The 23,681-nt window shown below is 66.9% G+C and carries 24 protein-coding genes; 14 read left to right on the top strand and 10 right to left on the bottom strand.

From position 1 onward, the window contains the following. Nucleotides 1–59: 59 nt before the first annotated feature. From Q0Q36_RS14670 to Q0Q36_RS14660, 3 genes are all read left to right on the top strand, one after another. Nucleotides 60–3,041 carry a PAS domain S-box protein gene (locus tag Q0Q36_RS14670; protein ID WP_293798938.1) on the top strand — a complete coding sequence of 994 codons (2,982 nt, stop codon included), beginning with the start codon at nucleotides 60–62 and terminating at the stop codon, nucleotides 3,039–3,041. A gap of 123 nt (nucleotides 3,042–3,164) precedes the next feature. After that, entirely contained in the window at nucleotides 3,165–3,440 is a 276-nt protein-coding gene (locus tag Q0Q36_RS14665; protein WP_293798937.1) for a BrnT family toxin, read from the top strand. Then, the gene (locus Q0Q36_RS14660) at nucleotides 3,409–3,687 is read left to right on the top strand and encodes a helix-turn-helix domain-containing protein (protein ID WP_293798936.1); all 279 of its coding nucleotides are present in this window, start codon (nucleotides 3,409–3,411) and stop codon (nucleotides 3,685–3,687) included. The genes Q0Q36_RS14665 and Q0Q36_RS14660 overlap by 32 nt, the downstream gene beginning before the upstream one ends. Nucleotides 3,688–3,798: 111 nt before the next feature. Here Q0Q36_RS14660 and mgtE read toward each other — a convergent pair whose 3' ends face one another. Continuing rightward, the gene (gene mgtE, locus Q0Q36_RS14655) at nucleotides 3,799–5,166 is read right to left on the bottom strand and encodes a magnesium transporter (RefSeq protein WP_293798934.1); all 1,368 of its coding nucleotides are present in this window, start codon (nucleotides 5,164–5,166) and stop codon (nucleotides 3,799–3,801) included. A gap of 330 nt (nucleotides 5,167–5,496) precedes the next feature. Between mgtE and Q0Q36_RS14650 the strand changes: the two genes are divergently transcribed. The 7 genes from Q0Q36_RS14650 to Q0Q36_RS14620 all read left to right on the top strand — a co-directional run bounded on the left by Q0Q36_RS14650 (nucleotide 5,497) and on the right by Q0Q36_RS14620 (nucleotide 12,078). Continuing rightward, nucleotides 5,497–6,159 carry a glutathione S-transferase family protein gene (locus Q0Q36_RS14650; RefSeq protein ID WP_293798933.1) on the top strand — a complete coding sequence of 221 codons (663 nt, stop codon included), beginning with the start codon at nucleotides 5,497–5,499 and terminating at the stop codon, nucleotides 6,157–6,159. 91 nt (nucleotides 6,160–6,250) lie between these two features. Beyond that, a complete protein-coding gene (locus Q0Q36_RS14645) occupies nucleotides 6,251–7,186 on the top strand; it encodes a DMT family transporter (protein WP_293798931.1) in 936 nt (311 codons plus the stop codon). Nucleotides 7,187–7,357: 171 nt separating this feature from the next. After that, on the top strand, nucleotides 7,358–8,341 hold the full coding sequence (locus Q0Q36_RS14640) for a LysR family transcriptional regulator (protein WP_293798929.1): 984 nt from the start codon (nucleotides 7,358–7,360) through the stop codon (nucleotides 8,339–8,341). After that, a complete protein-coding gene (locus Q0Q36_RS14635) occupies nucleotides 8,341–8,859 on the top strand; it encodes a tripartite tricarboxylate transporter TctB family protein (protein WP_293798928.1) in 519 nt (172 codons plus the stop codon). Before Q0Q36_RS14640 ends, Q0Q36_RS14635 begins: the two co-directional genes overlap by 1 nt. Nucleotides 8,860–8,862: 3 nt before the next feature. Then, complete coding sequence (locus Q0Q36_RS14630) at nucleotides 8,863–10,365, top strand: tripartite tricarboxylate transporter permease (RefSeq protein ID WP_293798927.1); 1,503 nt, start codon at nucleotides 8,863–8,865, stop codon at nucleotides 10,363–10,365. Nucleotides 10,366–10,430: 65 nt separating this feature from the next. Further along, nucleotides 10,431–11,405, top strand: a complete 975-nt coding sequence (locus Q0Q36_RS14625) for a tripartite tricarboxylate transporter substrate-binding protein (RefSeq protein WP_293798926.1) — start codon at nucleotides 10,431–10,433, stop codon at nucleotides 11,403–11,405. A gap of 241 nt (nucleotides 11,406–11,646) precedes the next feature. Then, nucleotides 11,647–12,078, top strand: a complete 432-nt coding sequence (locus Q0Q36_RS14620) for a DUF1236 domain-containing protein (protein WP_293798925.1) — start codon at nucleotides 11,647–11,649, stop codon at nucleotides 12,076–12,078. 101 nt (nucleotides 12,079–12,179) lie between these two features. Here Q0Q36_RS14620 and upp read toward each other — a convergent pair whose 3' ends face one another. The 6 genes from upp to Q0Q36_RS14590 all read right to left on the bottom strand — a co-directional run bounded on the left by upp (nucleotide 12,180) and on the right by Q0Q36_RS14590 (nucleotide 19,214). Beyond that, the gene (gene upp / locus Q0Q36_RS14615; RefSeq protein WP_047574398.1) at nucleotides 12,180–12,821 is read right to left on the bottom strand and encodes a uracil phosphoribosyltransferase; all 642 of its coding nucleotides are present in this window, start codon (nucleotides 12,819–12,821) and stop codon (nucleotides 12,180–12,182) included. Between the two features lie 53 nt (nucleotides 12,822–12,874). After that, nucleotides 12,875–14,092, bottom strand: coding sequence for a URC4/urg3 family protein (locus Q0Q36_RS14610; RefSeq protein WP_293798922.1), 1,218 nt, complete (start codon nucleotides 14,090–14,092; stop codon nucleotides 12,875–12,877). A 26-nt stretch (nucleotides 14,093–14,118) separates the two neighbouring features. Beyond that, a complete protein-coding gene (locus Q0Q36_RS14605; protein WP_293798921.1) occupies nucleotides 14,119–15,381 on the bottom strand; it encodes a GTP cyclohydrolase II in 1,263 nt (420 codons plus the stop codon). A gap of 102 nt (nucleotides 15,382–15,483) precedes the next feature. Beyond that, nucleotides 15,484–15,645, bottom strand: a complete 162-nt coding sequence (locus Q0Q36_RS14600) for a Thivi_2564 family membrane protein (RefSeq protein ID WP_091855869.1) — start codon at nucleotides 15,643–15,645, stop codon at nucleotides 15,484–15,486. A gap of 342 nt (nucleotides 15,646–15,987) precedes the next feature. After that, nucleotides 15,988–18,312, bottom strand: coding sequence for a glycine--tRNA ligase subunit beta (gene glyS, locus Q0Q36_RS14595; RefSeq protein ID WP_293798918.1), 2,325 nt, complete (start codon nucleotides 18,310–18,312; stop codon nucleotides 15,988–15,990). Next, nucleotides 18,312–19,214, bottom strand: coding sequence for a glycine--tRNA ligase subunit alpha (locus tag Q0Q36_RS14590; protein WP_293798970.1), 903 nt, complete (start codon nucleotides 19,212–19,214; stop codon nucleotides 18,312–18,314). Before Q0Q36_RS14590 ends, glyS begins: the two co-directional genes overlap by 1 nt. Before the next feature lie 252 nt (nucleotides 19,215–19,466). On the opposite strand from Q0Q36_RS14590, the gene Q0Q36_RS14585 reads away from it, so the two are divergent. The 3 genes from Q0Q36_RS14585 to Q0Q36_RS14575 all read left to right on the top strand — a co-directional run bounded on the left by Q0Q36_RS14585 (nucleotide 19,467) and on the right by Q0Q36_RS14575 (nucleotide 20,595). After that, the gene (locus tag Q0Q36_RS14585) at nucleotides 19,467–19,730 is read left to right on the top strand and encodes a glycosyl hydrolase family 5 (protein WP_293798917.1); all 264 of its coding nucleotides are present in this window, start codon (nucleotides 19,467–19,469) and stop codon (nucleotides 19,728–19,730) included. Between the two features lie 134 nt (nucleotides 19,731–19,864). Continuing rightward, nucleotides 19,865–20,137, top strand: a complete 273-nt coding sequence (locus tag Q0Q36_RS14580; RefSeq protein WP_293798916.1) for a hypothetical protein — start codon at nucleotides 19,865–19,867, stop codon at nucleotides 20,135–20,137. 155 nt (nucleotides 20,138–20,292) lie between these two features. Further along, nucleotides 20,293–20,595, top strand: coding sequence for a hypothetical protein (locus Q0Q36_RS14575; protein WP_293798914.1), 303 nt, complete (start codon nucleotides 20,293–20,295; stop codon nucleotides 20,593–20,595). Here Q0Q36_RS14575 and Q0Q36_RS14570 read toward each other — a convergent pair. Both Q0Q36_RS14570 and Q0Q36_RS14565 read right to left on the bottom strand, forming a co-directional pair. Next, on the bottom strand, nucleotides 20,586–21,371 hold the full coding sequence (locus tag Q0Q36_RS14570) for a methyltransferase (protein WP_293798912.1): 786 nt from the start codon (nucleotides 21,369–21,371) through the stop codon (nucleotides 20,586–20,588). The genes Q0Q36_RS14575 and Q0Q36_RS14570 overlap by 10 nt on opposite strands. Further along, a complete protein-coding gene (locus Q0Q36_RS14565; protein WP_367187176.1) occupies nucleotides 21,364–21,696 on the bottom strand; it encodes a DUF2007 domain-containing protein in 333 nt (110 codons plus the stop codon). The genes Q0Q36_RS14570 and Q0Q36_RS14565 overlap by 8 nt, the downstream gene beginning before the upstream one ends. Before the next feature lie 65 nt (nucleotides 21,697–21,761). Between Q0Q36_RS14565 and Q0Q36_RS14560 the strand changes: the two genes are divergently transcribed. Next, complete coding sequence (locus Q0Q36_RS14560) at nucleotides 21,762–22,778, top strand: polyprenyl synthetase family protein (protein ID WP_293798910.1); 1,017 nt, start codon at nucleotides 21,762–21,764, stop codon at nucleotides 22,776–22,778. Nucleotides 22,779–22,793: 15 nt separating this feature from the next. On the opposite strand, the gene Q0Q36_RS14555 is transcribed toward Q0Q36_RS14560, so the two are convergent. Further along, a complete protein-coding gene (locus tag Q0Q36_RS14555; RefSeq protein WP_293798908.1) occupies nucleotides 22,794–23,669 on the bottom strand; it encodes a 4-(cytidine 5'-diphospho)-2-C-methyl-D-erythritol kinase in 876 nt (291 codons plus the stop codon). Nucleotides 23,670–23,681 lie beyond the last annotated feature (12 nt).

Raw genomic sequence — 23,681 nt, 5'->3', positions numbered from 1 at the left:
TTGGGGTCTATTAAGGCTTTGTTAGGCATAACGGGCGCGGATCGAACGAGCAGGCGGGCATGAGCGAAGCCGGAGAGGACTGGGCGAAGTGGAGCGTGGCGGCGGCTGAAGACGCCGCCCTTGCATCCTTTGCCGCCGGCGGCGCCCTGCTGCTGTGGAATTCCGCCACCGAGCAGCCGCATCTCGTCAACGCCGCAGCGCAAGCCCTGCTCGGCGGGCAGACGAACCTGCCGGCGCCGACCCGGCAGCGCCTGAACCTTCTGGCCGGCGGCATGGCCTCGGCCAACGGCATACGGCTCGAACGCCTGCGCCTGACGGCGAGCTTCGCGGCGGTGCCCGTCACCTGCGGCAGCAAGCTGGTGCCGCTACCTGACGGTCGCTCCGCCCTGGCCATCGCCGTGCAGGTGTCCGAACTGCGCCGCCTCGGCATCACCGTGCCCGCGGTCGCGCCTGCCGACCGGGCTCCTGTCGCTGCTCCGGCTGTGCCCGCCCCCCAGGAGGAGGTCCCATCGCCCGCCAAGCCGGCCATGGTCCGCTTCCTCTGGCAGAGCGACCGTGAGGGCAGGCTGACCAAGCTCTCGGACAACATCGCCGCCCTGACCGGGCAATCCGCGGTGGCCTGGCTGATCGGCCAGCGCTGGCAGGATCTGCTCGGCTCCGCCTTCGCCGACAGCGATGGTGGACTGATCGACCGATTCACCAAGGCTACGACCTGGAGCGGCCACAGCGTGCTCTGGCGCACCGATTCGCCCGGCGAGGCCGCGCCAGTCGAGCTTTCCGGCGTGCCCGTGCTAGACGCCCAGCGCCAGCTCACCGGCTTCCGTGGCTTCGGTATCGCCCGGCTCAACGAGCGTTGCCCGTTTCCGGTGCCCGAGGCAGATCCCGCTGCGGCAGAGACCGCCGAGCCAGAGGCGGAGCAGATTCCGGCTGCGGCCCAGACCGCACAGGACGACAACTCGCACCAGGCGGCTGATCTGGCCGTCATGAACGCGACGGCTTCCACCACCTCGTTCGCTACCGACGAGAAGACCACTTCTGCCCCGTCGGCAGCGGAGGAAGGCACTCCCACCTCCGATGAAGCCGAAGCAGGCGGCCTTTCGGACATGACTGAGGAAGACGCAGAGGATGCTGACGATGCTGCCGCCTTGGCCGCGCTCGATCGGCCGGCGGACAAGCCCGTGCCGGGGCACGCTCCCGAAGCGCCTGCCAAACCTGACGCCGAGCCCGAACCGCTGCCCGGCAAGATCGTGCCGCTGCGCAACGGCCACCTGACTGCAATCAGGCCGCTGCTCGAGCCTTCCAAATCGCATCTGAGCTCGGCCGAGCGCAACGCCTTCCGCGAGATCGCCAAGGCGCTGGGCGCAAGGCTTGCCGGCGACGACGAGCCGAGCGCGCCTCGCCTGCCGCCGGTCGCGCCGTTGCAGGTCAAGGAGAAGGAAGAGGCCTCCCTCGCCAAAGCGGGCACGGAAGCGGATACCGGCCTTGCCCTTGCCCGCCAGCGCAACTCCCATGCCGACGTGCTCGACCGTTTGCCGATCGCTGTCCTCGTCAATCGCGGCGACGAGGCGCTCTATGCCAACCGCACGCTGCTCGAATTGCTGGATTACGCTGATCTTGCCGACCTGAAGGCCGGCGGCAAGGTCAGCCGCCTGATCAAGGAGGCCGCCCGCACCGATGGCGGCACGATGACCCTGATCGACCGGCTCGGTCATCTCGTCCATGTCGATGCCGTTCTGTCGAGCGTGAGCTGGCAGGACGAGCCGGCGACGCTGATGGCCTTCCGCCATCCCAGCGGCGACGGCAGCGAGGTGCCGGTGCTGACGCCGGAGGAGGCCGAGGAAGCCGAGCTCGCGGCGGAGTTCGCTGCGGAAGAAGCCGAATCGGTGGCGCGCGTCGAAGCGCTCAGGCTCGATGCCGAAGCGCGCGACGGCCGCATCGCCGAGCTCACCGCCATGCTCGACACCGCGACCGACGGCGTCGTCACGGTCGACGATCGCGGGCGTATCCTCTCGCTGAACAAGGCGGCCGAGGCGCTGTTCGGCTACGATCAGCGCGAGGTCACCGGCGAGTTGTTCACCCTGCTTTTCGCCAGCGAGAGCCATGCCCCTGCCCTCGATTATCTCGAAGGGCTGAAGGGTGGCGGTGTCGCCTCGGTGCTCAATGACGGGCGCGAGGTGCAGGGCCGGGTGCGTCAGGGCGGGAAGATCCCGCTGTTCATGACGATGGGCCAGATCGCCCATGGCAACGACCCGCGCTTCTGCGCCGTGCTGCGTGACATCACCGCCTGGAAGAAGACCGAGGGCGAATTGGTCGATGCCCGCAAGGCGGCGGAAATGGCAAGCGCCCAGAAATCGGACGTTCTCGCCAAGATCAGCCACGAGATCCGCACCCCGCTCAATGCGATCATCGGCTTCGCCGAGGTGATGGCTGAGGAGCGCTTCGGGCCGATCGCCAACGAGCGCTACAAGGAATATCTGCGCGACATCCACCAGTCGGGCGGCTACGTCATCAGCCTTGTCAACGACCTGCTCGACCTCGCCAAGATCGAGGCCGGCAAGCTCGATCTCGACTTCGTCAGCGTCAACCTGAACGAGATCGCGCTCTCCACAGTGTCGCTGCTCCAGCCGGAGGCGCAGCGCGGCCGTGTCGTCCTGCGCTCGGGGTTGTCGCCGAAGCTGCCGCCGGTCGTCGCCGACGAGCGCTCGATCCGCCAGATCGCGATCAACCTGCTCTCCAATGCGGTGAAGTTCACCGATGCCGGCGGACAGGTCATCATCTCGACCGCGCTGGGCGACCAGGGCGAGGCGATCCTCAGGGTCCGCGACACCGGCATCGGCATGGACGACGACGAGTTGCGCCTGGCGCTCGAACCCTTCCGCCAGGTGCCGACGACGCGCCGCGCCGGCGGCACGGGCCTGGGCCTGCCGCTGACCAAGGCGCTGGTCGAGGCGAACCGCGCCGCGATGGCGATCACCAGCGTCAAGAAAGAGGGCACGCTGGTGGAGATCACCTTCCCGCCGCAGCGCGTGCTGGCGAGCTGATCAACTGTCATGCTCGGGCCTGCCCCGAGCATCTCATGACGAGAAGGCGCCCATTTCTGCCCGAGGCGACGCTCTCGCGACGAGTTGCTATTTGTACGGGAATTCCGTATGATCGACCCCTAGATGTCGGAAGACAGATTTGATCCCGTCAAGGACGCTGCCAACCGCGAGAAGCACAGGCTGACGCTGGCCTTTGGCGACCGGATTTTCGAGGATGGTGATCACCTGATCATCCCGTCCATCCGTGAGATCGACGGCGAAGAACGATTCAAGGTCGTCGGGGTCGTCGAGGGGAGGCTGTTCACCGGCATTTTCGTCTGGCGGGACGACCTGCCCCGCTTCATTTCGGTGAGAAGGAGCAACACAGGTGAAGAACGAGCCTACCGCTCTTCCTGCTGATGCCGCCGATGCGGAGGACTTCGATGCGTCGACCAAGGCGCTGGACCGCGGCCAGCGTGCGCGCCTGATCCGCCAGACGCGGACCGGGCTCGGCCTGTCGCAATCCGAATTCGCCACCCGTTTTCAGGTTCCGGTCGGCACGCTGCGCGATTGGGAACAGGCGCGGGCAACCGCGCCTGACTTTGCCATCGCCTATGTGCGGGTTATCCGCCAGCACCCGGAGATGGTAGCGAAAGCCGTCGCCTAGCTGCAGCACTTCATGCTGGGTCCTAACCCGAGCATCTCGGGACGAGAAGGCGCCTTCCCGGCGAGAGGCTCTCGGGTCGAAGCTATGCTTCGCCCGAGAGTGACAACCCTCTTACAGCAAGGTCCCGCTCAGTATCAGCGCCGCCACGCCGAAATAGATGACGAGGCCGGTGACGTCGACCAGCGTCGCCACCAGCGGCGCCGAGGCGCTGGCCGGGTCGAAGCCAGCCCGCTTCAGCAGGAACGGCAGCATCGAGCCCATCAGCGAGCCGAAGGTGACGATGCCGATCAGCGCACCGCCGACCGTCGCCGCGATCAGCATCCAGTGCGGCCCGTAATCGTAGAAGCCGAGCCACTGCCAGAGCGCGATGCGGACGATGCCGATGGCACCGAGGATCGAGCCCAGCACGAGGCCCGAGGGCAGTTCGCGCAGAATGACCCGCCACCAGTCCTTCAGCGTGATCTCGCGCAGCGCCAGCGCCCGGATGATCAGCGAGGTGGCCTGCGAGCCGGAATTGCCGCCGGAACTCATGATCAGCGGGATGAACAGCGTCAGCACGATCGCCTTCTCCAGCTCCGTCTGGAAGAACTGCATCGCCGAGGCGGTCAGCATCTCGCCGAGCAGCAGGATCGAGAGCCAGCCGGCGCGCTTGCGGATCATCGCGACGAAGCCGATCTCGTTATAGGGCTCGTCGAGAGCCTCCATGCCGCCGAGCTTCTGCACGTCCTCGGTCGTTTCGGCGATCATTGCGTCGATGACGTCGTCGAAGGTGACGATGCCGATGACGTGCTCGTCGGCATCGATGACCGGGACCGAGAGCAGGTCGTATTTCGTGATCAGCCGGGCGACGTCTTCGCGATCGACCTCGGGCGTGACCGTGATCGGCTTGTGCGCTGGCACGACCGACTCGACGGGCGCCTCGGGATCGCCGCTGATCAGGCGGCGTAGCGAGACCGCACGCACCAGCTTGCGCGTCGCCGAATCGAGCACATAGATCGCATAGACCGTCTCGCGCGAGCGCTCGACGCGGCGGATATGGTCGAGCGTCTGCTGCACCGTCCAGTTCGAGGGCACGCTGACGAACTCGGTCGTCATGATCGAGCCCGCGCTGTGCTCGGGATAGGCCAGCAGCTTCTTGAGGTCGGAGTGGGTCTGGCGATCGATCCGCCCGCTCAGGCGCGCCCGCGTCTCCTCGTCGAACTCCTGGAAGACGTCAGCCGCACGGTCGGCCGACATGGCGGAAAGCAGCGAGCCGGCGCGCTGGTCGGGCAGCAGCGCCAGCGCCTCGGCCGCGGCGGTGAACTCGGGCTGGTCAAGCACTTCGACGGCGCGCTCGAACGGCAGCTCGGTCAGGACATGCGCAATGGTCGCGTCGTCCTGATCGTTCAGCGTCTCGACGATGTCGGCGACGTGTTCCTGCGCTAGCGTCTGGGCCAGCGTCACGGCAAGGAGGTCCGTGGTGTCGGCGGTATCATTCATGGCTCTGTTCCTTGCGATCGGGCCGTCGTGGCCGGACCGCAGGCGAGCCGGGGGACCCGGTCAGGCGCGCGAGACGGCGGCAGACGGCTTCGACTGTCGGCTGGGACTGTCGCTTGGCATCGGGTCGGTGGTTCCTGTGAGCAGCCGGCCGCAAAGGCCGGAAGCAGGAGGCCAATGCACCCGCAAAGCGCCCGCGTCAAACGGTTTTTTGCTCCGCCGGCAGCAATGATTGTCATTGGCCGACGACACCCGCTCGGCCTATGGTCGCCGCGACGCGCCGGCCCCTGCCGGGAGCGTCGCCGTGCCGCTCTCTCTCGCTGGATTCCGCCGATGTCCCTGACGATCTATGGCTGTTACCGCTCGCGCGCCTCGCGCAACATCTGGCTCGCCAACGAGCTCGGCCTCGCCTTCACGCATGTGCCCGTAATCCAGGCCTATCGTCTGGCCGATCCGGCGGCGCCCGGCGTGCCGCTGCATACCCGCAGCCCCGACTTCCTGAAGGTCAATCCGAACGGCCATATCCCGAGCATCGACGACAACGGCTTCAAGCTGCACGAATCGCTGGCGATCAACCTCTATCTCGCCCGCAAGCATGGCGGCCCGCTCGCCCCCAAGGACGCGCAGGAGGAAGGGCTCGCGATCATGTGGTCGCTCTGGGCCGCGACCGAGTGCGAGACGAACGCCCTCGCCCTGCAGCAGCATCTCGCCGCCTTTCCGCCGGAGAAGCGCAAGCCGGAGGTGGCCGAAGCGGCACTCGCCGCCCTGAAGGCCCCGTTCGCCGTGCTCGACCGCGCCCTGGCCGAAGGCAAGGGCTATCTGATGGGCGGCCGCTTCACCGTCGCCGACATCAACGTCGCCGAGGTGATCCGCTACGCCAAGCCGGCGACGCAGCTCTTCGACGCCAATCCCAACGTGAAGGCCTGGCTCGATGCCTGCCAGGCGCGGCCGGCCTTCCAGGCGATGTGGCAGGCGCGCGACGCCGAAGCCGCGTGAGCGGACAGACATAGGCAGAATACGGGTGGCCGGGCTTCGTCCGGCCACCTACTGACGCGGGATGACCCGGCCCAAGAGCAGAGCTTCCGCCATGACACAGCCGACCTCAGCCTCCGCGCTGCGCATGGGCCCGCTCGAATGGCTCATGCTGATCGCCCTGTCGATCCTGTGGGGCGGCTCTTTCTTCTTCAACAAGCTGACCGTGGCGGAATGGCCGCCCTTCGCCGTGGTGCAAGTGCGCGTCGGCCTCGCGGCCCTGGCGCTGCTGCTCGTCGTGCGAATCGCCGGGCAGTCGATGGCGGTCGGACGCGAGCTGTGGATTGCCTTCTTTGGGATAGGCATCCTCAACAACCTGATCCCGTTCAGTCTGTTTCTCTGGGGCCAGCAGCAGATCGCCAGCGGCCTCGCCTCGATCCTGAACGCGACCACGCCGATCTTCGCGGTGCTGGTGATGCATTGCTTCGGCAACGAGAAGGCGACCGGCCTGAAGCTCGGCGGCGTGCTGGCCGGGCTCATCGGCGTCGCCATCTTGATGGGCCCCGACGCGATCAGCGGCCTCGGCTCCAATCTGGCAGCGCAGATCGCCTGCATCCTCGCCGCGGTCTCCTATGCCTTTTCCGGCCTGCTCGGTCGGCGTTTCCGCGGCGTGTCGCCGCTGGTCGCCGCCACGGGCCAGCTCTCAGCCTCAACCTTGATGATGATCCCGATCGTCTTCGTCATGCATCCGCCCTGGACGCTGCCGGTCCCGTCCCAGACGGCGTTTCTCGCGCTCGTCGGCCTGGCGCTGATCTCGACGGCGCTGGCCTATCTCCTGTTCTTCCGGATCATGCGTACGGCCGGGCCGAGCAATGTCATGCTCGTGACCTTCCTGATTCCCGTCAGCGCGATACTGCTTGGTTCGGGTCTGCTTGGCGAGGCTCTGCTGCCGCGCCATTTCGCCGGCATGGCGGCAATCTTCGTCGGGCTCGCGCTGATCGACGGCCGTATCGTGCGCATCCCCCGGACGAAACCTGCCCCGACATCCTGACGTCCGGGCACCTCCGCACACCGTCCCTGCCCAAGCGGCAATCAGCCGAAAGGCTTTATTGCCAAAAAATTATGAATTTCTGTAGAGTCGACACCCTGGCCGGACGCGTTATTGGCGACGGCCACCGATAGAGATATCGCGGCAAGCGATACACGGGACAGGGGACGGCTTATGGATGTGCGGCAACTGCGATGTTTCATCGCGGTGGCGGAAGAGCTGCATTTCGGCCGGGCGGCCGAGCGGCTCGGCGTGGCGCCTCCAGCGCTGTCGCGCCAGATCAGCGCCCTCGAAGACGAACTCGGCGTCGCTCTCCTGACCCGCACCACCCGGCAGGTCGCGATGACGCGTGCCGGATTGATCATGCTGGAGGAAGCCAAGGGCATCCTCGTCAAGATGGAGCATGCCTCGCGAGCCGTGCGCGAGGCCTCGCTCGCCTCGGGCAAGGTGCTGCGCGTGGGCGCCATCGACGCGGCCTCATCGAGCTTCGTACCGGAAGCGCTGATGGCCTTCCGCGCCCGCTTCCCCGGCGTCGAGATCAAGTTCGTCGAGGCGATGACGGCCGCGCTCGTCCAGATGCTGGAGGCCGGCAAGCTCGACCTCGCGCTGACCCGCCCGCCGCGCAAGCCGACCGACTGCGCCTTCGAGATCCTGCGGGTCGAGCGCCCGATCGTGGTGCTGCATGAGGATCACCCGCTCGCGGCACGCGAGCACCTGACCATGCTCGACCTCGTCGGCGAGCCCTTCGTCGTGCCCTCCAAGCGCATCCGGCCCTACGCCTATGATCTGGTCATGGCCTATTTCGAGAGCGTCGGCGCGGTCCCGAACGTCACGATCGAGGCGACCGAGAAGCCTGCGATGATGTCCGCCGTCGCCGCCGGGCTCGGCATGGCGCTCGCACCGGACTGGGTCTCGCGCCTGTCCTTCCCCGGCGTGACGATGCGACGCTTGCGCGGCGCGATGCTCGATCCCCCGCCGCCCGGCGCGCTCGTCGGCGTTTCCTGGCGGCCGCAGCAGAAGCTGCCGTCCCGCGACGACTTCCTCGCCATTCTCAGGGAAAGCGTGACCCTGCTCGACGAGCGGCACGTCCTGCCCCCGGTCTCGTCGAAGCCACAGAAACGAACCGCCCGCACCGGGTCGCCAATCGGAGGAGCCTGATGAGCTTGAACCAGATAGAACAGGCCCAGGGCCTGCGCGTGCGATCGACGCAGGATCTGGCCGGCGGCCTGTTCATGATCCTGCTCGCGGCGGGCGCCTTCTTCTTCTCCTGGGATCTGCCGGCCGGCACGCTGCGCCAGCTCGGGCCAGGCATGCTGCCCAAGGCCTTCGCGGTGATCTGCGGCGCGCTTGGCATCATGCTGGCGCTCGCTTCACTGCGCTATCATGGCGAGCAGCTCTCGGGCTGGTCCTGGAAGGGCATCTTCTTCGCGCTCGGCGGCGCCTGCCTGTTCGGGCTCACCATCCGCGGCTTCGAATTCGGCCCGATCCGCGTTCCGGCGCTGGGGCTGCTGGTTTCCGGTCCGCTGCTGATCTTCTTCTCCGGGCTTGCCGCCGATGACCGCAAGCTGAGGGAGTTGCTGATCTTCGCGGTGGCGATGTCGCTCGGCTGCATCCTGCTGTTCAAGTACGCGCTGAGCCTGCCGATCCCGCTCGCGCCCTGGCTTCTGGGTGTCTGAGCCATGATGGAGACGATTTCCCACCTCTCGCTCGGCTTCGGCGTCGCGCTGACGCTGAAGAACATTGCGCTCTGCTTCGCGGGCTGCCTCGTCGGCACGCTGATCGGCGTTCTCCCCGGCGTCGGGCCGATCGCGACGATCTCGATCCTGCTGCCGATCACCTTCGGCCTTGATCCGACCGGCGCGCTGATCATGCTCGCCGGCATCTATTACGGCGCGCAATACGGCGGCTCGACCACAGCGATCCTGGTCAACATACCCGGCGAGGCGACCTCGGTCGTCACCACGCTGGACGGCCACCAGATGGCCAAGCAGGGCCGCGCCGGCGTCGCGCTCGGCACCGCCGCGATCGGCTCGTTCTTCGCCGGCTGCGTCGCCACCGTGATCATCGCTGCGCTGGGCGCGCCGCTCACCAAGATGGCGCTGCTGTTCGGTCCGGCCGAGTATTTCTCGCTGATGGTGATGGGCCTGTGCTTCGCAGTCGTGCTGGCGCGCGGCTCGATCCTCAAGGCCTTCTGCATGATCATGCTGGGCCTGCTGTTCTCGACCGTCGGCACCGATCTCGAGACCGGGCAGGAGCGCCTGACCTTCGGCGTCGCCTCGCTCTCGGACGGCATCGACTTCTCGGTGCTGGCGATGGGCGTGTTCGGCTTCGCCGAAGTGCTGCGCAATCTCGAAAGCCCGGAGGCACGCGACGTCGTCAAGGGCAAGATCGGTCGGCTTCTGCCGGGCTGGGAGGACATCAAGCAATCCGCTGCGCCGGTGCTGCGCGGCACCTTCATCGGCGGCATCCTAGGCATCCTGCCGGGCAATGGCGCGGTGCTCGGCCCCTTCGCCAGCTATACCGTCGAGAAGAAGATCGCCAAGGATCCCTCGCGCTTCGGCAAGGGCGCAATCGAGGGCGTAGCGGGGCCGGAATCGGCGAACAATGCCGGCGCGCAGACCGCCTTCATTCCGCTGCTCACCCTTGGCATCCCGCCGAATGCGGTGATGGCGCTGATGGTCGGCGCGATGACGATCCACGGCATCATCCCCGGCCCGCAGGTCATGACCCGCAACCCGGAATTGTTCTGGGGCATGGTTGCCTCGATGTGGGTCGGCAACCTGATGCTGCTGATCATCAACCTGCCGCTGGTGGGCATGTGGGTGAAGCTGCTGCAGGTGCCTTACCGCCTGATGTTCCCGGCGATTCTGATCTTCTGCTGCATCGGCATCTACTCGGTGAACAACCAGCCGCTCGACGTCGCCTTCACGGCGCTGTTCGGCCTGTTCGGCTACCTGCTGATCAAGCTCGGCTTCGAGCCGGCGCCGATGCTGCTCGGCTTCGTGCTGGGCAAGCTGATGGAGGAGAAGCTCCGGCAGGCGCTCATCATCTCGCGCGGCTCGTTCATGACCTTCGTCGAGCGGCCGATCTCTGCCGGGTTGCTCGTCGTCGCCGTGGTCGTGCTCGCCGTCGCGCTGCTGCCATCGATCTCGAAGAAGCGCGACGAGGTCTTCACCGAATGACGGGGTTGCCGCCCCCGCGGCACCCCTCCAGTTTCGTTTCACGCAACGTCTAGGGAGACATACGGATGAAGAAGCTCGTTCTTGGCCTTGCCGCGGCGACCGCGCTGGCTTTCACCGGCGGCGCGCAGGCGCAGGGCTATCCGACGAAGCCCATCACCATGATCGTGCCTTTCGCGGCCGGCGGCCCGACCGACATCATCGCCCGGATCGTCGCCGACAACATGTCGAAGACGCTCGGCCAGCAGATCGTGATCGAGAACGTCGCCGGCGCCGGCGGCACGACCGGCATCACCCGCGCGATGACGGCGGCGCCGGACGGCTACACGATCGCGATGGGGCATCTGGGCACCTTCTCGGCCGCGCAGGCGACCTATCCCGGCCTGAAATATGACCCGATCAACGGCATGCAGACGATCGGGCTGGCCGGCGGTACGCCGATCCTGATCGTCGCCCGCAAGAACCTCGAGGCGCCCGACCTCAAGACCTTCGTCGCCACCGTGAAGGCCAACCCGGACAAGTTCAACGAAGCTCATGCCGGCCTCGGCTCGGTCTCCTGGACGACCTGCACCCTGCTGAAAGGCGTCATGGGTACGCCGAAGATCAATGCGGTCGCCTATCGCGGCACCGGTCCGGCCCTGAACGACCTCGTCTCCGGCCAGGTCGACTTCATGTGCGACCAGATCGTCTCGGTCGCCGAGCAGGTCCGCGCCAACACGATTAAGGCCTATGCGATCGCCTCCGCCCAGCGCTCGCCGGCCCTGCCCGACGTGCCCACCACCAAGGAAGCCGGCCTGCCCGAGTACCAGATCGAAGCCTGGAACGGCATCGCCGGCCCGAAGGGTATGCCGAAGGAGGCCGTGGACAAGCTGGTCGACGCGCTCGGCAAGGCGCTCAACGACGAAGGCACCAAGAAGCGCCTGCTCGATCTCGGCACCGTGCTGCCGACGGCCGAGGAGCGCACGCCGGCCGGCTTCGCCGCGCTGATCAAGCGCGATGCCGACAAGCTGACGCCCGCGCTCTCGGCCGCGCCGAAGCAGTGAGCAACGCCTGAATCCACCGAAGACGCGGCGGGCCTTCGGGTCCGCCGTTTTCATTTCCCGCCTGCCACCTTTTCCGGCAAGCGATGCGCCGGGCTTTTTTCGTGATCCGGCAAGCCATTGTGGCCGAACGCTTTTCGCCGCTCTGTTGCCTGGCGTTAACATCTCGTGACCCGGTTTTTAGGAACTGTTCCAGCGCATCTTGGTTGTCCCGCCGAAGATTAGCTTCGAAAGGAGACATCCCATGTTCAAGAAGCTTGCTCTTGTAGCCGCCCTGACCGTCACCCCGGCGGTCGCTTTCGCGCAGAACCAGCCTTCGGGCGGCGCGGTAGGCGGCGCGACCAGCGGTGCTGCGACCGGCGCGGTCGGTGGCGCCATCGTCGGTGGCCCGGTCGGCGCGGTTGTCGGCGGAGTCGGCGGCGCGGTGGTCGGCGCGATCGTCGGCGATGCGACCGAGCCGCGCTTCCGCACCTATGTGGTCGAGCAGCGCGTGCCGTCCTACACCTATGCCGAGCCGGTCGCGGTCGGCACGGTCCTGCCCGAGCAGGGCGTCGTCTATCACCGCGTGCCGGCCGAGTACGGTCCCCAGGCTTCGCGCTACAGCTATACGGTCGTGAACGACCGGCCGGTGATCGTCGAGCCGCAGACCCGCCGCGTGGTGCAGATCATCGAGTAACGCAGACCCGAAAGGCGGGCGGCTTCAACCCCAGGCACGCCCATCTTTCAGGCCAGGCCCGCTCCGGAAACGGGGCGGGCCGCTTTGTTTCGAGGCCGCGCTCAGCGGGTGCCGAACATCCGGTCGCCGGCGTCACCGAGGCCAGGTACGATATAGCCGTGATCGTTCAACCGCTCGTCGATCGCCGCCGTCCAGATGCGGACGTCGGGATGGGCGCCGCGCAGGCGGGCGATGCCCTCGGGCGAGGCCAGAAGGCAGACGAAGCGCAGATCCTTGGCGCCACGCTCCTTCAAGCGCTCGACCGCGGCAACAGCCGAGTTCGCGGTCGCCAGCATCGGGTCCATCACCACGATCATGCGCTCGGTGATGTCCGAGGGCGCCTTGAAGTAATACTCGACGGCCTGGAGCGTGTCCGGGTCGCGATAGAGCCCGATATGGGCGACGCGGGCGGCGGGCACGAGTTCCAGCATACCGTCGAGAAACCCGACGCCGGCGCGCAGGATCGGCGCGAAAACCAGCTTCTTGCCCGAAATGACCGGCTGCATCGACTTCTGCAGCGGCGTCTCGATCTCGATCAGCTCGGTCGGCAGATCACGTGTCACCTCGTAGCAGAGCAGCATGCCGATCTCGTTGAGGAGCTGGCGGAAGCTCTTGGTGGAACGATCCTTCTCGCGCATCAGCGTGAGCTTGTGCTGGACCAGCGGGTGGTCGACGACGGTGACGCCGTCCTGGCTCGAAGTCATACGCCGGTTACCCCTCTATCTCTCGGACCTTGCTCTCGAAGCTTGGCTTACCCTCAAAATACCGTGCCATCGCTGACGATGGTCAAGGGCGGGCCGCCATCCACACGCTTTTCGCGCGCGATCCGGCGCCCGGCCGCCCAGGTCCCGCCTTCGAGCACCTTGGCGAGCGGGAGTTCCTCGCGCGACCGACCGAGCCGCTGGCGGACAGCCAAGCCGATCTCGTCGAGCAGCGCGACGGTGAGCGCCCGCCATTCGACCACGAGCGGCGAGGAGACCTCATGCGCCTTCGTCCGGTCCGCCTCGTCCTTCAGCGCGATGACGCCGCTGTCGAGGAAGAGCCCGCCGTTGCGGTATTCCGGCAGGCCGGTCATCTCGTCGATATCGACCACGGCGATACCGGCCCATTGCAGCGGCTCAATCAACGAATAGGTCAGCCATTGCGACAGCTTGTGGAAGGGTACGAGCCCCTCGGTCGGCTTGCCCGCCGCGATCAGCGGATGGCGCCAGGTATCCCCGAGCGACACGCCGGCCAGCGTCAGGCGCGAGGGCCAGATGCCGCCGAAGGTGCCGAGCACCTCGCCCAGCATATGCGGTGCCCGCAGCGTTCCGGTCTCGGCGGCAGCGGCGAATCGATCGAACAGCGCGCCCGGACGCGACAGGCCCTGCCTCTCAAGTTCCTCACCGAGGCGGTTGAGAAGCGCGGCGCGGCCTTCGAGCGCAAGCAGCGGATTGTCGGGGCCGGCCTGGAAGCCACGCGCCAACGCCGCCGCATCGAGGCGCTTCAGCCCGGCGGCATCGGCTTGCAGGGGCTTCTCGGGATCGCTGGAGAACAGGCCGGCGGCGAACATGTCGAGCGAGGCCAGCGCCAGCCCCTCCGAACGGCCGATCTCACGGCCGATCGCGGCGTCACGATAGCGCCAGTCCGGCCCCGCGCCGGCATCGAGCAGCACGCTGACGACGGCGAGATCATAGGCGGCGCGGCCGCGGGCGGCCGGATTCGCGAAATTCGTCTCTCGGTCGAGTTTCTGCCAGCGATCCTCGCCATCGACGGTGAAATGGCGCCAGCGCGCGTGGAACGGTATATCGAGCGTCGGATAGTTCGCGCGGATCGTCTCCAGCACATAGTCGGCGCAGGCTTCGAGGCGCTCGGGATGGACGCTGAAATGGAGCAGCTTGCCGGCGAGCCCGAGCTCCAGCATCTCCTGCGCGCGCTCGCGCACGGCAGCGGGTTTCAACAGGGCGCGGAACGCCTCGGGATCGCGGTCAGGCATCGTCAACTCGGGCAGGCGTGGCGAGGTCAGAACTTGTCGAGGTCGCGACCGACCGTCGATTTCAGGGTGTTGTCGCCGGGCGCGCCGTCCGGCGAATAATAACCCGCTGCCTTCTTGGCCTCGATCTCGACGGAGGCGTCGGGCGGGATCAATTCCGGCGGGATCGCGACGCGCTCGCCGATGGTGATGCCGCTCTCGACCATGGCATCGTATTTCATGTTCGACATCGACATCAGCCGGTCGATATGCGTGACGCCGAGCCAGTGCAGCACGTCCGGCATGAGCTGCTGGAAGCGGGCGTCCTGCACGCCCGCGACGCATTCGGTGCGCTCGAAATAGGTCGCGGCGGAATCGCCGCCCTCCTGACGCTTGCGGGCGTTGTAGACGAGGAATTTCGTGACTTCGCCGAGCGCCCGCCCCTCCTTGCGATTGTAGACGATCAGGCCGACGCCGCCGCTCTGGGCCTCCTTTACGCATTCCTCGATGCCATGCGTGAGATAGGGCCGGCAGGTGCAGATATCGGAACCGAAGACGTCCGAGCCGTTGCACTCGTCATGGACGCGGCAGGCGATGCGCGTCTTCGGATCGGCGAGCCGCGAGGCCTCTCCCATCACGTAAGCCGTGATCGAGCCGATCGGGGGCATGAAGACCTTGAGGTCCGGCCGCGTGACGAGCTCGGGATACATGCCGCCGGTCTGCTCGAAGAGCGTGCGGCGCAAATCGCTTTCGGTCGTGCCGAAACGCTCGGCGATGCCCGGCAGGTACCAGACCGGATCGACCGCGATCTTGGTGACGCTGATATCGCCCGAGGAGTGCAGGATATGGCCGTCCGCAGCGAGGCGGTGGGCGCCCATCGCCGCGAGGATCTCGGGCAGGTTGAGCCTGGCCTTGGTGATCGCGATCGAGGGGCGGATATCGATGCCCTCGCCGATCAGCCGGCCGAAATCCTGCGCGACCGTGTGGCCGAACGGATCGAGCGAGACGATCTTCTTGGGATCGGCCCATTGCGGCTGAGGCAGGATTTCCGCCGTCGGATGGGTGTTGGTCAGGTCCGGACGCTGCTGCGGGTTCATCGCGCGGGCGGAGATCGCGAGCGCCCGATAGACCGAATAGGAGCCGCCATGGGCGCCGATGACGTTGCGGTCGGCCGGATTGGTGGTCGAGGCGATGATCGGGCCGCGCTCGGCAGCAGTTGGTGCGCCCCATCGGATGGGAAAGCGCGCGGCGGCGCTGCCCGGCTCGGGATGGGAGGTCAGCCTGATATGGCCGTTGCGGTTCGGCGCGTTCATCGCGGTCACGTCCTGAAACGGAAAAAGGCCCCGGGACGGGATCGTCCGGGGCCTTCTGGACCTCACGAAGTCTGAACCAGCGCGACGGCGCCGTCAATCGCCTTAGAAAACAGCGAGATAGCGCAGCAGCGAGATGATGCCGATCACGATCACGATGATCTGCACGACGTTCTTGATCTGCCCGTCGAGCGGCAGCATCCGCACGAGGTAGAGCACGAGGCCGATAACGAGAACGGTGATCAGCAGCGAAATCAGAATGGACATGCTTTCAGCCCTTTATCTCGGCCGGTAGCCGGCCCCCCGGAGCCCAGCCGCGACGCATTCGCGGCTTGTCAGCCCCGGCGAAAGAACGTCGCAGGGCGGGGATTGGTTCCGGGGGTGGGGTTTCGGGGCGAAAAGGGAGGTGGTCAGGGAGTGCGCGGGAGCCACAACAGAAAACCCCTCTCCCGGATGGGAGAGGGGTAGGGGGTGAGGGAAGGCCAGAGAACCAGTTCCGCTCGATGCCAACAGCATCGGGAGAGAGAGCAGAGCAAGGGTGATTGGCGGCAGGCCCTCACCCCTGCCCCTCTCCCATCCGGGAGAGGGGTTCCCCGCGCTGTCCTTGCCTTATCCGGCGATGCGGTCGAAATCCGCGACGGCGCGCGTCGCCTGACGGAGCTGGTTGAGCAGCTTCAGACGGTTGGCGCGGAGCGCCGGATCGGGATCGTTGACCGTCACCTTCTCGAAGAAGGCATCGACCGCCGGGCGGATTTCGGCGAGCGCGGCCATGGCGCCCTCGTAATCCTCGGCGGCGACGGCGGCCTCCGCCTTCGGCGTCGCCTGCGCCAGCGCGACGGCCAGCGCCTTCTCCTCGATCAAGCCAGCATCGGCGATAAGATGCAAATCGGGAGCCTCGGCGAAGGCGCCCTCCCCGTCCTTCTTCTCCTCGGCCTTGAGGATATTGGCGGCACGCTTGTAGCCCGCGAGCAGGTTCCGGCCGTCCTCGGTGTCGAGGAAGCGGCCGAGCGCGGCGACGCGGCGGGTGATGAGCAGAAGGTCGTCGTTGGCCGTAGCGCCCTCGCCCAGCACGGCGTCGACGAGATCATGCCGCGCGCCCTGGTCGCGGAGCATGACCTTCAGGCGGTCATGGAAGAAGGCGAGCAAACCGTCACTGATTTCGAGGAAACGTTTCGGCTCGATAATTCGATCTTTCCTTGCACCAATCAGCTCCTCAACTACAGAGCCAAAGGCTTCACCCTGAAGGTCAAACGTTTGAAGGAATTCATAAATTTTATCAGCGTGATCTCTACCGCCCATGAATATATCGCGATGCATGTGGAGCATGAACGCAACTCCAACTCCACGAAGCACCAGATTGAGACGCACCCCATTCTCAACCACGAGCCGGATCACACCCAGCGCCGCCCTGCGAAGCGCGAACGGGTCCTTGCTCCCGGTCGGCTTCTCATCAATAGCCCAGAAACCGACGAGGGTGTCGAGCTTGTCGGCCAGGGCCACCGCGACCGAAACCGGATCGCTCGGCACGCGATCGGACGGCCCGAGCGGCTTGTAATGCTCCTCGACCGCCGCGGCGACCGAAGCGTCCTCGCCCTGCAATTCCGCGTATTTCCGGCCCATCAGGCCCTGCAGTTCCGGGAACTCGCCGACCATCTCGGTCGGCAGGTCGGCCTTGGCGAGCTTGGCGGCGCGTTCGGCCTTGTCCGGATCGGCACCGACGATCGGGGCCAGCTCCCGCGCCAGCGCGGCGATGCGCTGGACGCGCTCACCTTGCGTGCCGAGCTTGGCGTGGAAGACGACGCCGAGCTTGTCGAGCTTGGCCATGCGCTGGTCGAGCGGCTTGGCGAGATCGAGGCCGAGCTTTTCGGCACTCTCCTTGAGCGTATCGAGATCCGGCAGCGAGCCGCGATCGGTCTGCCAGAAATAGGCAGCGTCCGAGAGGCGCGCACGCACGACGCGGCCATTGCCGGCGGTGATCGCCACGCCGCCATCGCTGGCGGCGAGGTTCGAGGTCAGCAGGAAGCGGTTGGCAATGTTACCGGTCACGGGATCGCGCAGCACGAAGCATTTCTGGTTGGCGCGGATGGTGGCGCGGATCGCCTCGCCGGGGATGTCGAGGAAGCGCTCCTCGAAGGAGCCCATCAGCACGACCGGCCATTCGACGAGGCCGGCGACCTCCTCCAGCAAGCCCTCGTCCTCGACGAGGTCGAGCCCCTGCGCGAAGGCGAGGTTGCGCGCGTCGGTGAGGATGATCTCCTTGCGCCGGTCGGCATCGAGCACGACCTTCGCCTTCTCCAGCGAGGTCACGTAATCGTCGAGGCGCTTGACCGTGATCGGGCCGGGCGCGTGGAAGCGGTGGCCATAAGTCGTGTTGCCGGAGACGATGCCGTCGACCTCGAAGGGCACGATTTCCGGGTCCTCCGTCTCGGCTGCGCCGAAGGTGCAGAGGATCGAATGCAGCGGGCGCACCCAACGGAGGCTGGCGCCGGCAGCCGAGGCCTTGCCCCAGCGCATCGATTTCGGCCAGGGGAAGGACCGGATCACGGCCGGCACGATCTCGGCGATGGCCGCGACGGTTTCCTGGCCGGGCTTCTCGATGATGGCGACGTAGCTGTCGCCCTTCTTCGGGTCGCTGACGATGGTCGCCTGATCGAGCGACGAAAGGCCGGCAGCCTTGAGGAAGCCCTGCACGGCGGCGTCGGGCGCGCCGACGCGCGGACCTTTGCGCTCCTCGCGCACGTCGCGGCCACGCACCGGCAGGCCGGCGATATGCAGCGCGAGCCGGCGCGGCGTCGCGAAGGCCTTCGCGCCTTCATAGACCAAGCCGCGCTCGACCAGCGCATCGGTGACGAGCTTCTTGAGGTCCTCGCCGGCCTTGCGCTGCATGCGCGCCGGGATTTCCTCGGAGAAGAGTTCGAGCAGAAGATCGGGCATCAGTTCGCTCCCCCGCCGGCAGTCTTCAGCCAGGCTGCGCCGCAGGCCTTGGCGAGCTCGCGCACGCGCAGGATGTAGCTCTGCCGCTCGGTGACCGAGATCACGCCGCGCGCATCGAGCAGGTTGAAGGTATGGCCGGCCTTGAGGCACTGGTCGTAAGCCGGCTGCACCATGAGATGGCGGTCGCCGGCCTCGCCCTTCTGCAGGAGGGCGCGGCATTCGGCCTCCGCCTCGGCGAAGCGCCTGAACAGGGCGTCGGTATCGGCGTATTCGAAATTGTAGCGGGAATATTCCTGCTCGGCCTGCAGGAAGACGTCGCGATAGGTGACCTTCTCGTCACCTTCGAGCCCATTGAAATTGAGCTCCATGATGCTCTCGACATTCTGCAGATAGCAGGCGAGGCGTTCGAGGCCGTAGGTCAGCTCGCCGGAAACCGGCGCGCATTCGATGCCGGCCACCTGCTGGAAATAGGTGAACTGGCTGACTTCCATGCCGTCGCACCAGCATTCCCAGCCGAGGCCCCAGGCGCCCAGCGTCGGGTTCTCCCAGTCGTCCTCGACGAAGCGGATATCGTGCAGGGCCATGTCGATGCCGATGGCCGCGAGCGACTGGAGATAGAGCTCCTGCAGGTTCGGCGGGTTCGGCTTCAGGATGACCTGGAACTGGTAATAATGCTGCAGCCGGTTGGGGTTCTCGCCATAGCGGCCATCCTTGGGCCGGCGCGAAGGCTGGACATAGGCCGCCCGCCAGGGCTTAGGCCCAAGCGAACGCAGCATCGTGCCGGGATGGGAGGTGCCGGCGCCGACCTCCATGTCGTAGGGCTGCAGCACCACGCAACCTCGCTCGGCCCAGAAGCGCTGCAAGGTCAGCAGCAGCCCCTGGAAGGAGCGGGTCGGGTCCATCGCCGGGGAGGAAGCCGGGATGGTGGAGTGCGTGAGGGGCGCCGGGGCGGACAAGTGCCTGCAACCTTCCGATAACAAAGAGATGGCGGTGATTAGAGTTCGCGTCGGCCAGGGTCAAGCGCGGGCGGGAACCACAAGCGGACAGATTTCGTTCATAACCGGCCTGATATCGATAAAGGCAACCGCAGGTTCGCGATGTTCAGAGCGAGCATTTGACGGGGCCAGCGGCCACACAACCAAGGAGACTAGCCCATGTTGACAACCCGCATCATTGCCGCCGCCTTCGGCGCTGCAACCTTGCTCGGTGCCGCCATGAGCAGCGCCCCGGCCTCCGCGGCCCCGGTTTCCGCCGGCACGACGTTCGGCGCCGAGACCGGGCTCATCCAGCAGGCCCAGTATTATGGCCGGCCGCGTTACGCTCCGGGCCGCCCCCATGTCCGTCGTTGCTGGACCGAATCCCGCCGCGTCTGGGTCGGCCACCGCTGGGTTCGCCGCGCCGTGCGCGTCTGCCGCTGAGGCCAGCGCATCGCAAGATGAAGCTTAGCTGAACGGCGCGGTATCGCGCCGTTCACGCATTTGGGGTTAGGGTTCCGCCAGGGACGACTTGATAACCCTCGGCATAGCCGGCGGTACCATCCACGGAGAACACCATGTTCCGGACAACCATTTTCGCCGCCGCGACGGCCGCCGCGCTCGGTGCCGGCGCCCTGATGGCGACATCCGCCTCCGCGGCTCCGGTCGCCGCGCCGGCTGGACAGACGGCGCAGGCCGGGTCGGGCCTCATCGAACAGGCCCAGTATTATTACGGCCCGCGCCGCTACTATCGTCCGCGCCCCTATTACCGCCCGCGCTGCTGGACCGAAGGCCGCCGCGTCTGGAACGGCTGGCGCTGGGTCGTCCGCCCGGTGCGCGTCTGCCGCTGAGCGCGGCGAAGCATGGCCGCAATGCGGCCATTCCCTGAAGGCAAGCTGAACGGCGTGCTCCCGCGCCATTCAGGTTCGAGACCCTAAGGTCTCACACCAAGGGCGGCGTTTCATCCGACGGCACAGGCTGCCGACGCCATCTCATGGAGGTTTTCATGTTTCGGACATTGATCGTCACGATGGCAACCGCCGGCGCGCTGGGCGTGGCCGGCCTCGCCATGTCTCCCGCCTCGGCCGCTCCGGTGGGCGCTGCCCCGCTCGCGGCTCCGATGGTCGCCAGCGAAGGCATGGTCCAGCAGGCCCAGTACTATTACGGCCCGCGCCGCTATTACGGGCCGCGGCGCTACTATGGCCCGCGCTACTATTACGGCCCGCGCCGCTACTACGGCCCGCGCTATTACGGCCCGCCGCCGCTTTTCGCTCCGCCGATCTACGCCCCGCGGCCCTATTACTGGTAATCGGGCGTCAGACGCCCGCGGCCGCGATGCACCGCATCGCTTAGCGGAGTCAGGCGGCCATCGGGTCCGTTGATCACGAAAGCCGGCAGCAACGCTGCCGGCTTTCTGCTGTTCAGAACGGCGGTGACGATGATGCGGATCGCGGGCTTGTCGGCAAAGGCATGCACCGGCCGCACCGCGACTGCGCCGAAACCGGTCTCAAGACCAGCCAGGACCTCCGGCAGCGCCTCCACCCGATGGATGAGCGCGAGATGCCCACCCGGCCGGAGCAGGCGTCTCGCCGTTCGCAGCCAGGGCGCAAGCGCTCCTTCCGCGACATGGGCCGCCTTGCGGTTGGGGATCGGCGAAGCCCGGCTGCCCCCCGGCGGATAGAAGGGTGGGTTCATCGCAACGGCATCGAAGGAAGCCGATGCGAGCCCCAATTCAGACAGGATGGCTGCCCGCGCCGTGACATCGCCGGCAACGGCCGTCACACGGCCAGCGATATCATTGAGCATCGCATTGCGTGCTGCCAGCGTAACGAGGTCCGGGTCGCGCTCCAACAGCGTGACGTGAAGCTCCGGCTGCATCAGCGCCGCGGCGAGGCCGACCGTGCCGACACCTGCGCCCATATCGAGCAAGGCGCCCTGCCCCAGTTGCGGCAGGGCCGCAGCCAGCAGGATCGCGTCGCTGCCAGCGCGGTGGCCCTTGCGGGGCTGCAGCAGCCGCAAGCGGCCGTCGAGCACGCGATCCTCGACGATCTCGCCCAGCGCCGAATCCGCCCCGATCTCACTCATCGCGCAATTCTGATCCGTAGCCGGCCTCGATCAGCAAGGCCCTTGCCCGCCTGCGATCGGCATCGCGCACCAGCAGGCGGCGAGGAAATGCACCGATCATGCCCTCCAGCGAGCTGATATGCTGATCGGCGATCAGACATTCGAGATTGGCTGAGGCCAGCAGGGCCTCAACCGCGCCGAGCAGAATCAAATCATTGGTGCGCATGAGTTCGTGCATGGTTCCATGGAGCCCAGCCGCCTGCTTCGCGCAAGAGCCGGAGCCCTTCAGACCCATCTTCACGCAAAGGTGCGGCGTCGCGCCGGTTTGCGGGGGCTGGCGTCCCATGCAACGGTTGTGGCATGGGACGGGGACGCCGCCCCGGCGTGAGGATCTGACCCGGAGTGTTTCCAGTGGGTGTCGTCGTCTCCCTCGAGGAACGGGAATCGAGCCAGGCCAGCATCGAGCCGCTGGTCGCGCTGACGCGCGCGGACATGGAGCGCGTCAATGCGATGATCCTGTCGCGCACCGGCTCCGACGTGACGATGATCCCCGAGGTCGCCAATCACCTGATCTCGTCCGGCGGCAAGCGGCTGCGGCCGATGCTGACCCTCGCAATGGCCGATCTCTGCGGCTATCAGGGCGAAGGGCATGTGAAGCTCGCGGCTTCGGTCGAGTTCATGCATACCGCCACGCTGCTGCATGACGATGTCGTCGACGAGAGCGACATGCGCCGCGGCAAGCTCGCCGCCCGCATGCTCTGGGGCAACGAAGCGAGCGTGCTGGTCGGCGACTTCCTGCTCGGCCAGGCCTTCAAGATGATGGTCGAGGTCGGCTCGCTGCGCGCGCTCGACATCCTGTCGACGGCTGCCTCGGTGATCGCCGAAGGCGAGGTCCTGCAGCTCTCGGTCGCCAAGAACACCAAGACGACCGAGGACGAGTATCTCTCGGTGATCCGCGGCAAGACGGCCGAGCTCTTCGCCGCGGCCTGCGAGGTCGGGCCGGTGATCGCCAGCTCCTCCAAGGCCGATGCCGCGGCCTGCCGCAGCTACGGTCTCAATCTCGGCATCGCCTTCCAGCTGATCGACGACGCGCTCGATTATGGCGGCGTCGCCGCCAAGCTCGGCAAGAATACCGGCGACGATTTCCGCGAGGGCAAGATCACCTTGCCCGTCGTGTTGTCGTTCCGGCGGGGCGACGAGGCGGAACGCGCTTTCTGGAAGCGCACGCTGCAGGATGGCGAAATCCGCGACGGCGACCTCGAAGAAGCGCAGGCGATCATGCGCCGGCACAAGGCGCTCGACGACACCATCGCCCGTGCCGAGCATTACGCGCGCATGGCGAAGGATGCGCTCGGCCTCTTCCCGGCCTCGCCGATGAAGCAGGCGCTCAACGCCGCCGTCGATTTCTGCGTGGCGCGGGCGCATTGAACGGCCCGCTCTTCATCAGCTGAGCAAGGTCGGCTTGACCCACCAGCCCGGCCGCTCGCTCTGCAACACCTTCGCCGCGGCGGCGCTGATCGTGCAGTCGTCGAACAGCGCGAAGCAGGTTGCGCCCGAGCCGGACATTCGCGCCAGCCTGCAGCCCGGCAGCGCCGCCAGCCGCTCCAGGACCTCGTCGATGACCGGTGCGACGCGCTGTGCCGGCGCGGCGAGATCGTTGGTCGTGGACTTGAGGTAATCGAGCAGCCCGGCCGCCAATGCCGGCGCCGCGATGTTCGTCGCGCGTGCCTCCGAGACCATCTCCCCAGCCTTGAGGCCCAGAGCCCGGAACACCGCAACCGTCTCGACGCCCACGCCCGGATTGACCAGCACCGCAAAGAGCGGCGGCAGCCTGAGCATCGGACCAAGCTTCTCGCCGATACCCGCCATCAATCGCGCCCGCGAATCGAGGCAGACCGGCACGTCGGCGCCGACGCCCGCGGCGACCTCCCGCAACAGCGAATCCCCCGGAGCGATGCCGTTCAGGCGCGCGAGCAGGCGCAGTGCGGCAGCGGCATCGGCAGAACCGCCACCGATGCCAGAGGCGACCGGCAAACGCTTGACGAGACGAAAGCGCCCGAGACGCAGGTCCGGGCGGGCGGCAGCGAGCGCGCGAGCAGCGCGCAGGACGAGATTGCCGTCATCGACCGTCAGCCCTTCCGCCCTTGGCCCCGCGAGGGTGAGAGACAGCGAAGCGCCGGGATCGAGCGACAGCGTGTCACCCACGCCTGCGAAGGCGACGAGGCTTTCGAGCTCGTGATAGCCGTCGGCGCGCCGGCCGAGCACGCGCAGGTCGAGATTGACCTTGGCGCGGGCGCGCGTCGTCAGCGGTAAAGCCACGGCATCAGGCCG

Origin of the sequence: uncultured Allobosea sp., from assembly GCF_945957345.1 — a bacterium.
Taxonomy (GTDB): domain Bacteria; phylum Pseudomonadota; class Alphaproteobacteria; order Rhizobiales; family Beijerinckiaceae; genus Allobosea.
The sequence above is the reverse complement of the archived record's forward strand: the minus strand, read 5'-3'. Positions and strand labels throughout refer to the sequence as shown.

Excerpts from the sequence above, each read along its gene's own strand:
- Q0Q36_RS14665 (WP_293798937.1), top strand. The coding sequence starts at position 3,165 with ATGTCGGAAGACAGATTTGATCCCGTCAAGGACGCTGCCAACCGCGAG.
- Q0Q36_RS14635 (WP_293798928.1), top strand. The coding sequence starts at position 8,341 with ATGAGCTTGAACCAGATAGAACAGGCCCAGGGCCTGCGCGTGCGATCG.
- Q0Q36_RS14630 (WP_293798927.1), top strand. The coding sequence starts at position 8,863 with ATGATGGAGACGATTTCCCACCTCTCGCTCGGCTTCGGCGTCGCGCTG.
- Q0Q36_RS14600 (WP_091855869.1), bottom strand. The coding sequence starts at position 15,645 with ATGTCCATTCTGATTTCGCTGCTGATCACCGTTCTCGTTATCGGCCTC.
- Q0Q36_RS14610 (WP_293798922.1), bottom strand. The coding sequence starts at position 14,092 with ATGCCTGACCGCGATCCCGAGGCGTTCCGCGCCCTGTTGAAACCCGCT.
- Q0Q36_RS14585 (WP_293798917.1), top strand. The coding sequence starts at position 19,467 with ATGTTGACAACCCGCATCATTGCCGCCGCCTTCGGCGCTGCAACCTTG.
- Q0Q36_RS14640 (WP_293798929.1), top strand. The coding sequence starts at position 7,358 with ATGGATGTGCGGCAACTGCGATGTTTCATCGCGGTGGCGGAAGAGCTG.
- Q0Q36_RS14650 (WP_293798933.1), top strand. The coding sequence starts at position 5,497 with ATGTCCCTGACGATCTATGGCTGTTACCGCTCGCGCGCCTCGCGCAAC.
- mgtE (WP_293798934.1), bottom strand. The coding sequence starts at position 5,166 with ATGAATGATACCGCCGACACCACGGACCTCCTTGCCGTGACGCTGGCC.
- Q0Q36_RS14605 (WP_293798921.1), bottom strand. The coding sequence starts at position 15,381 with ATGAACGCGCCGAACCGCAACGGCCATATCAGGCTGACCTCCCATCCC.
- Q0Q36_RS14575 (WP_293798914.1), top strand. The coding sequence starts at position 20,293 with ATGTTTCGGACATTGATCGTCACGATGGCAACCGCCGGCGCGCTGGGC.
- Q0Q36_RS14565 (WP_367187176.1), bottom strand. The coding sequence starts at position 21,696 with ATGGGACGCCAGCCCCCGCAAACCGGCGCGACGCCGCACCTTTGCGTG.
- Q0Q36_RS14670 (WP_293798938.1), top strand. The coding sequence starts at position 60 with ATGAGCGAAGCCGGAGAGGACTGGGCGAAGTGGAGCGTGGCGGCGGCT.
- Q0Q36_RS14580 (WP_293798916.1), top strand. The coding sequence starts at position 19,865 with ATGTTCCGGACAACCATTTTCGCCGCCGCGACGGCCGCCGCGCTCGGT.
- Q0Q36_RS14590 (WP_293798970.1), bottom strand. The coding sequence starts at position 19,214 with ATGGACCCGACCCGCTCCTTCCAGGGGCTGCTGCTGACCTTGCAGCGC.
- Q0Q36_RS14625 (WP_293798926.1), top strand. The coding sequence starts at position 10,431 with ATGAAGAAGCTCGTTCTTGGCCTTGCCGCGGCGACCGCGCTGGCTTTC.
- Q0Q36_RS14570 (WP_293798912.1), bottom strand. The coding sequence starts at position 21,371 with ATGAGTGAGATCGGGGCGGATTCGGCGCTGGGCGAGATCGTCGAGGAT.
- Q0Q36_RS14620 (WP_293798925.1), top strand. The coding sequence starts at position 11,647 with ATGTTCAAGAAGCTTGCTCTTGTAGCCGCCCTGACCGTCACCCCGGCG.
- glyS (WP_293798918.1), bottom strand. The coding sequence starts at position 18,312 with ATGCCCGATCTTCTGCTCGAACTCTTCTCCGAGGAAATCCCGGCGCGC.
- Q0Q36_RS14645 (WP_293798931.1), top strand. The coding sequence starts at position 6,251 with ATGACACAGCCGACCTCAGCCTCCGCGCTGCGCATGGGCCCGCTCGAA.
- upp (WP_047574398.1), bottom strand. The coding sequence starts at position 12,821 with ATGACTTCGAGCCAGGACGGCGTCACCGTCGTCGACCACCCGCTGGTC.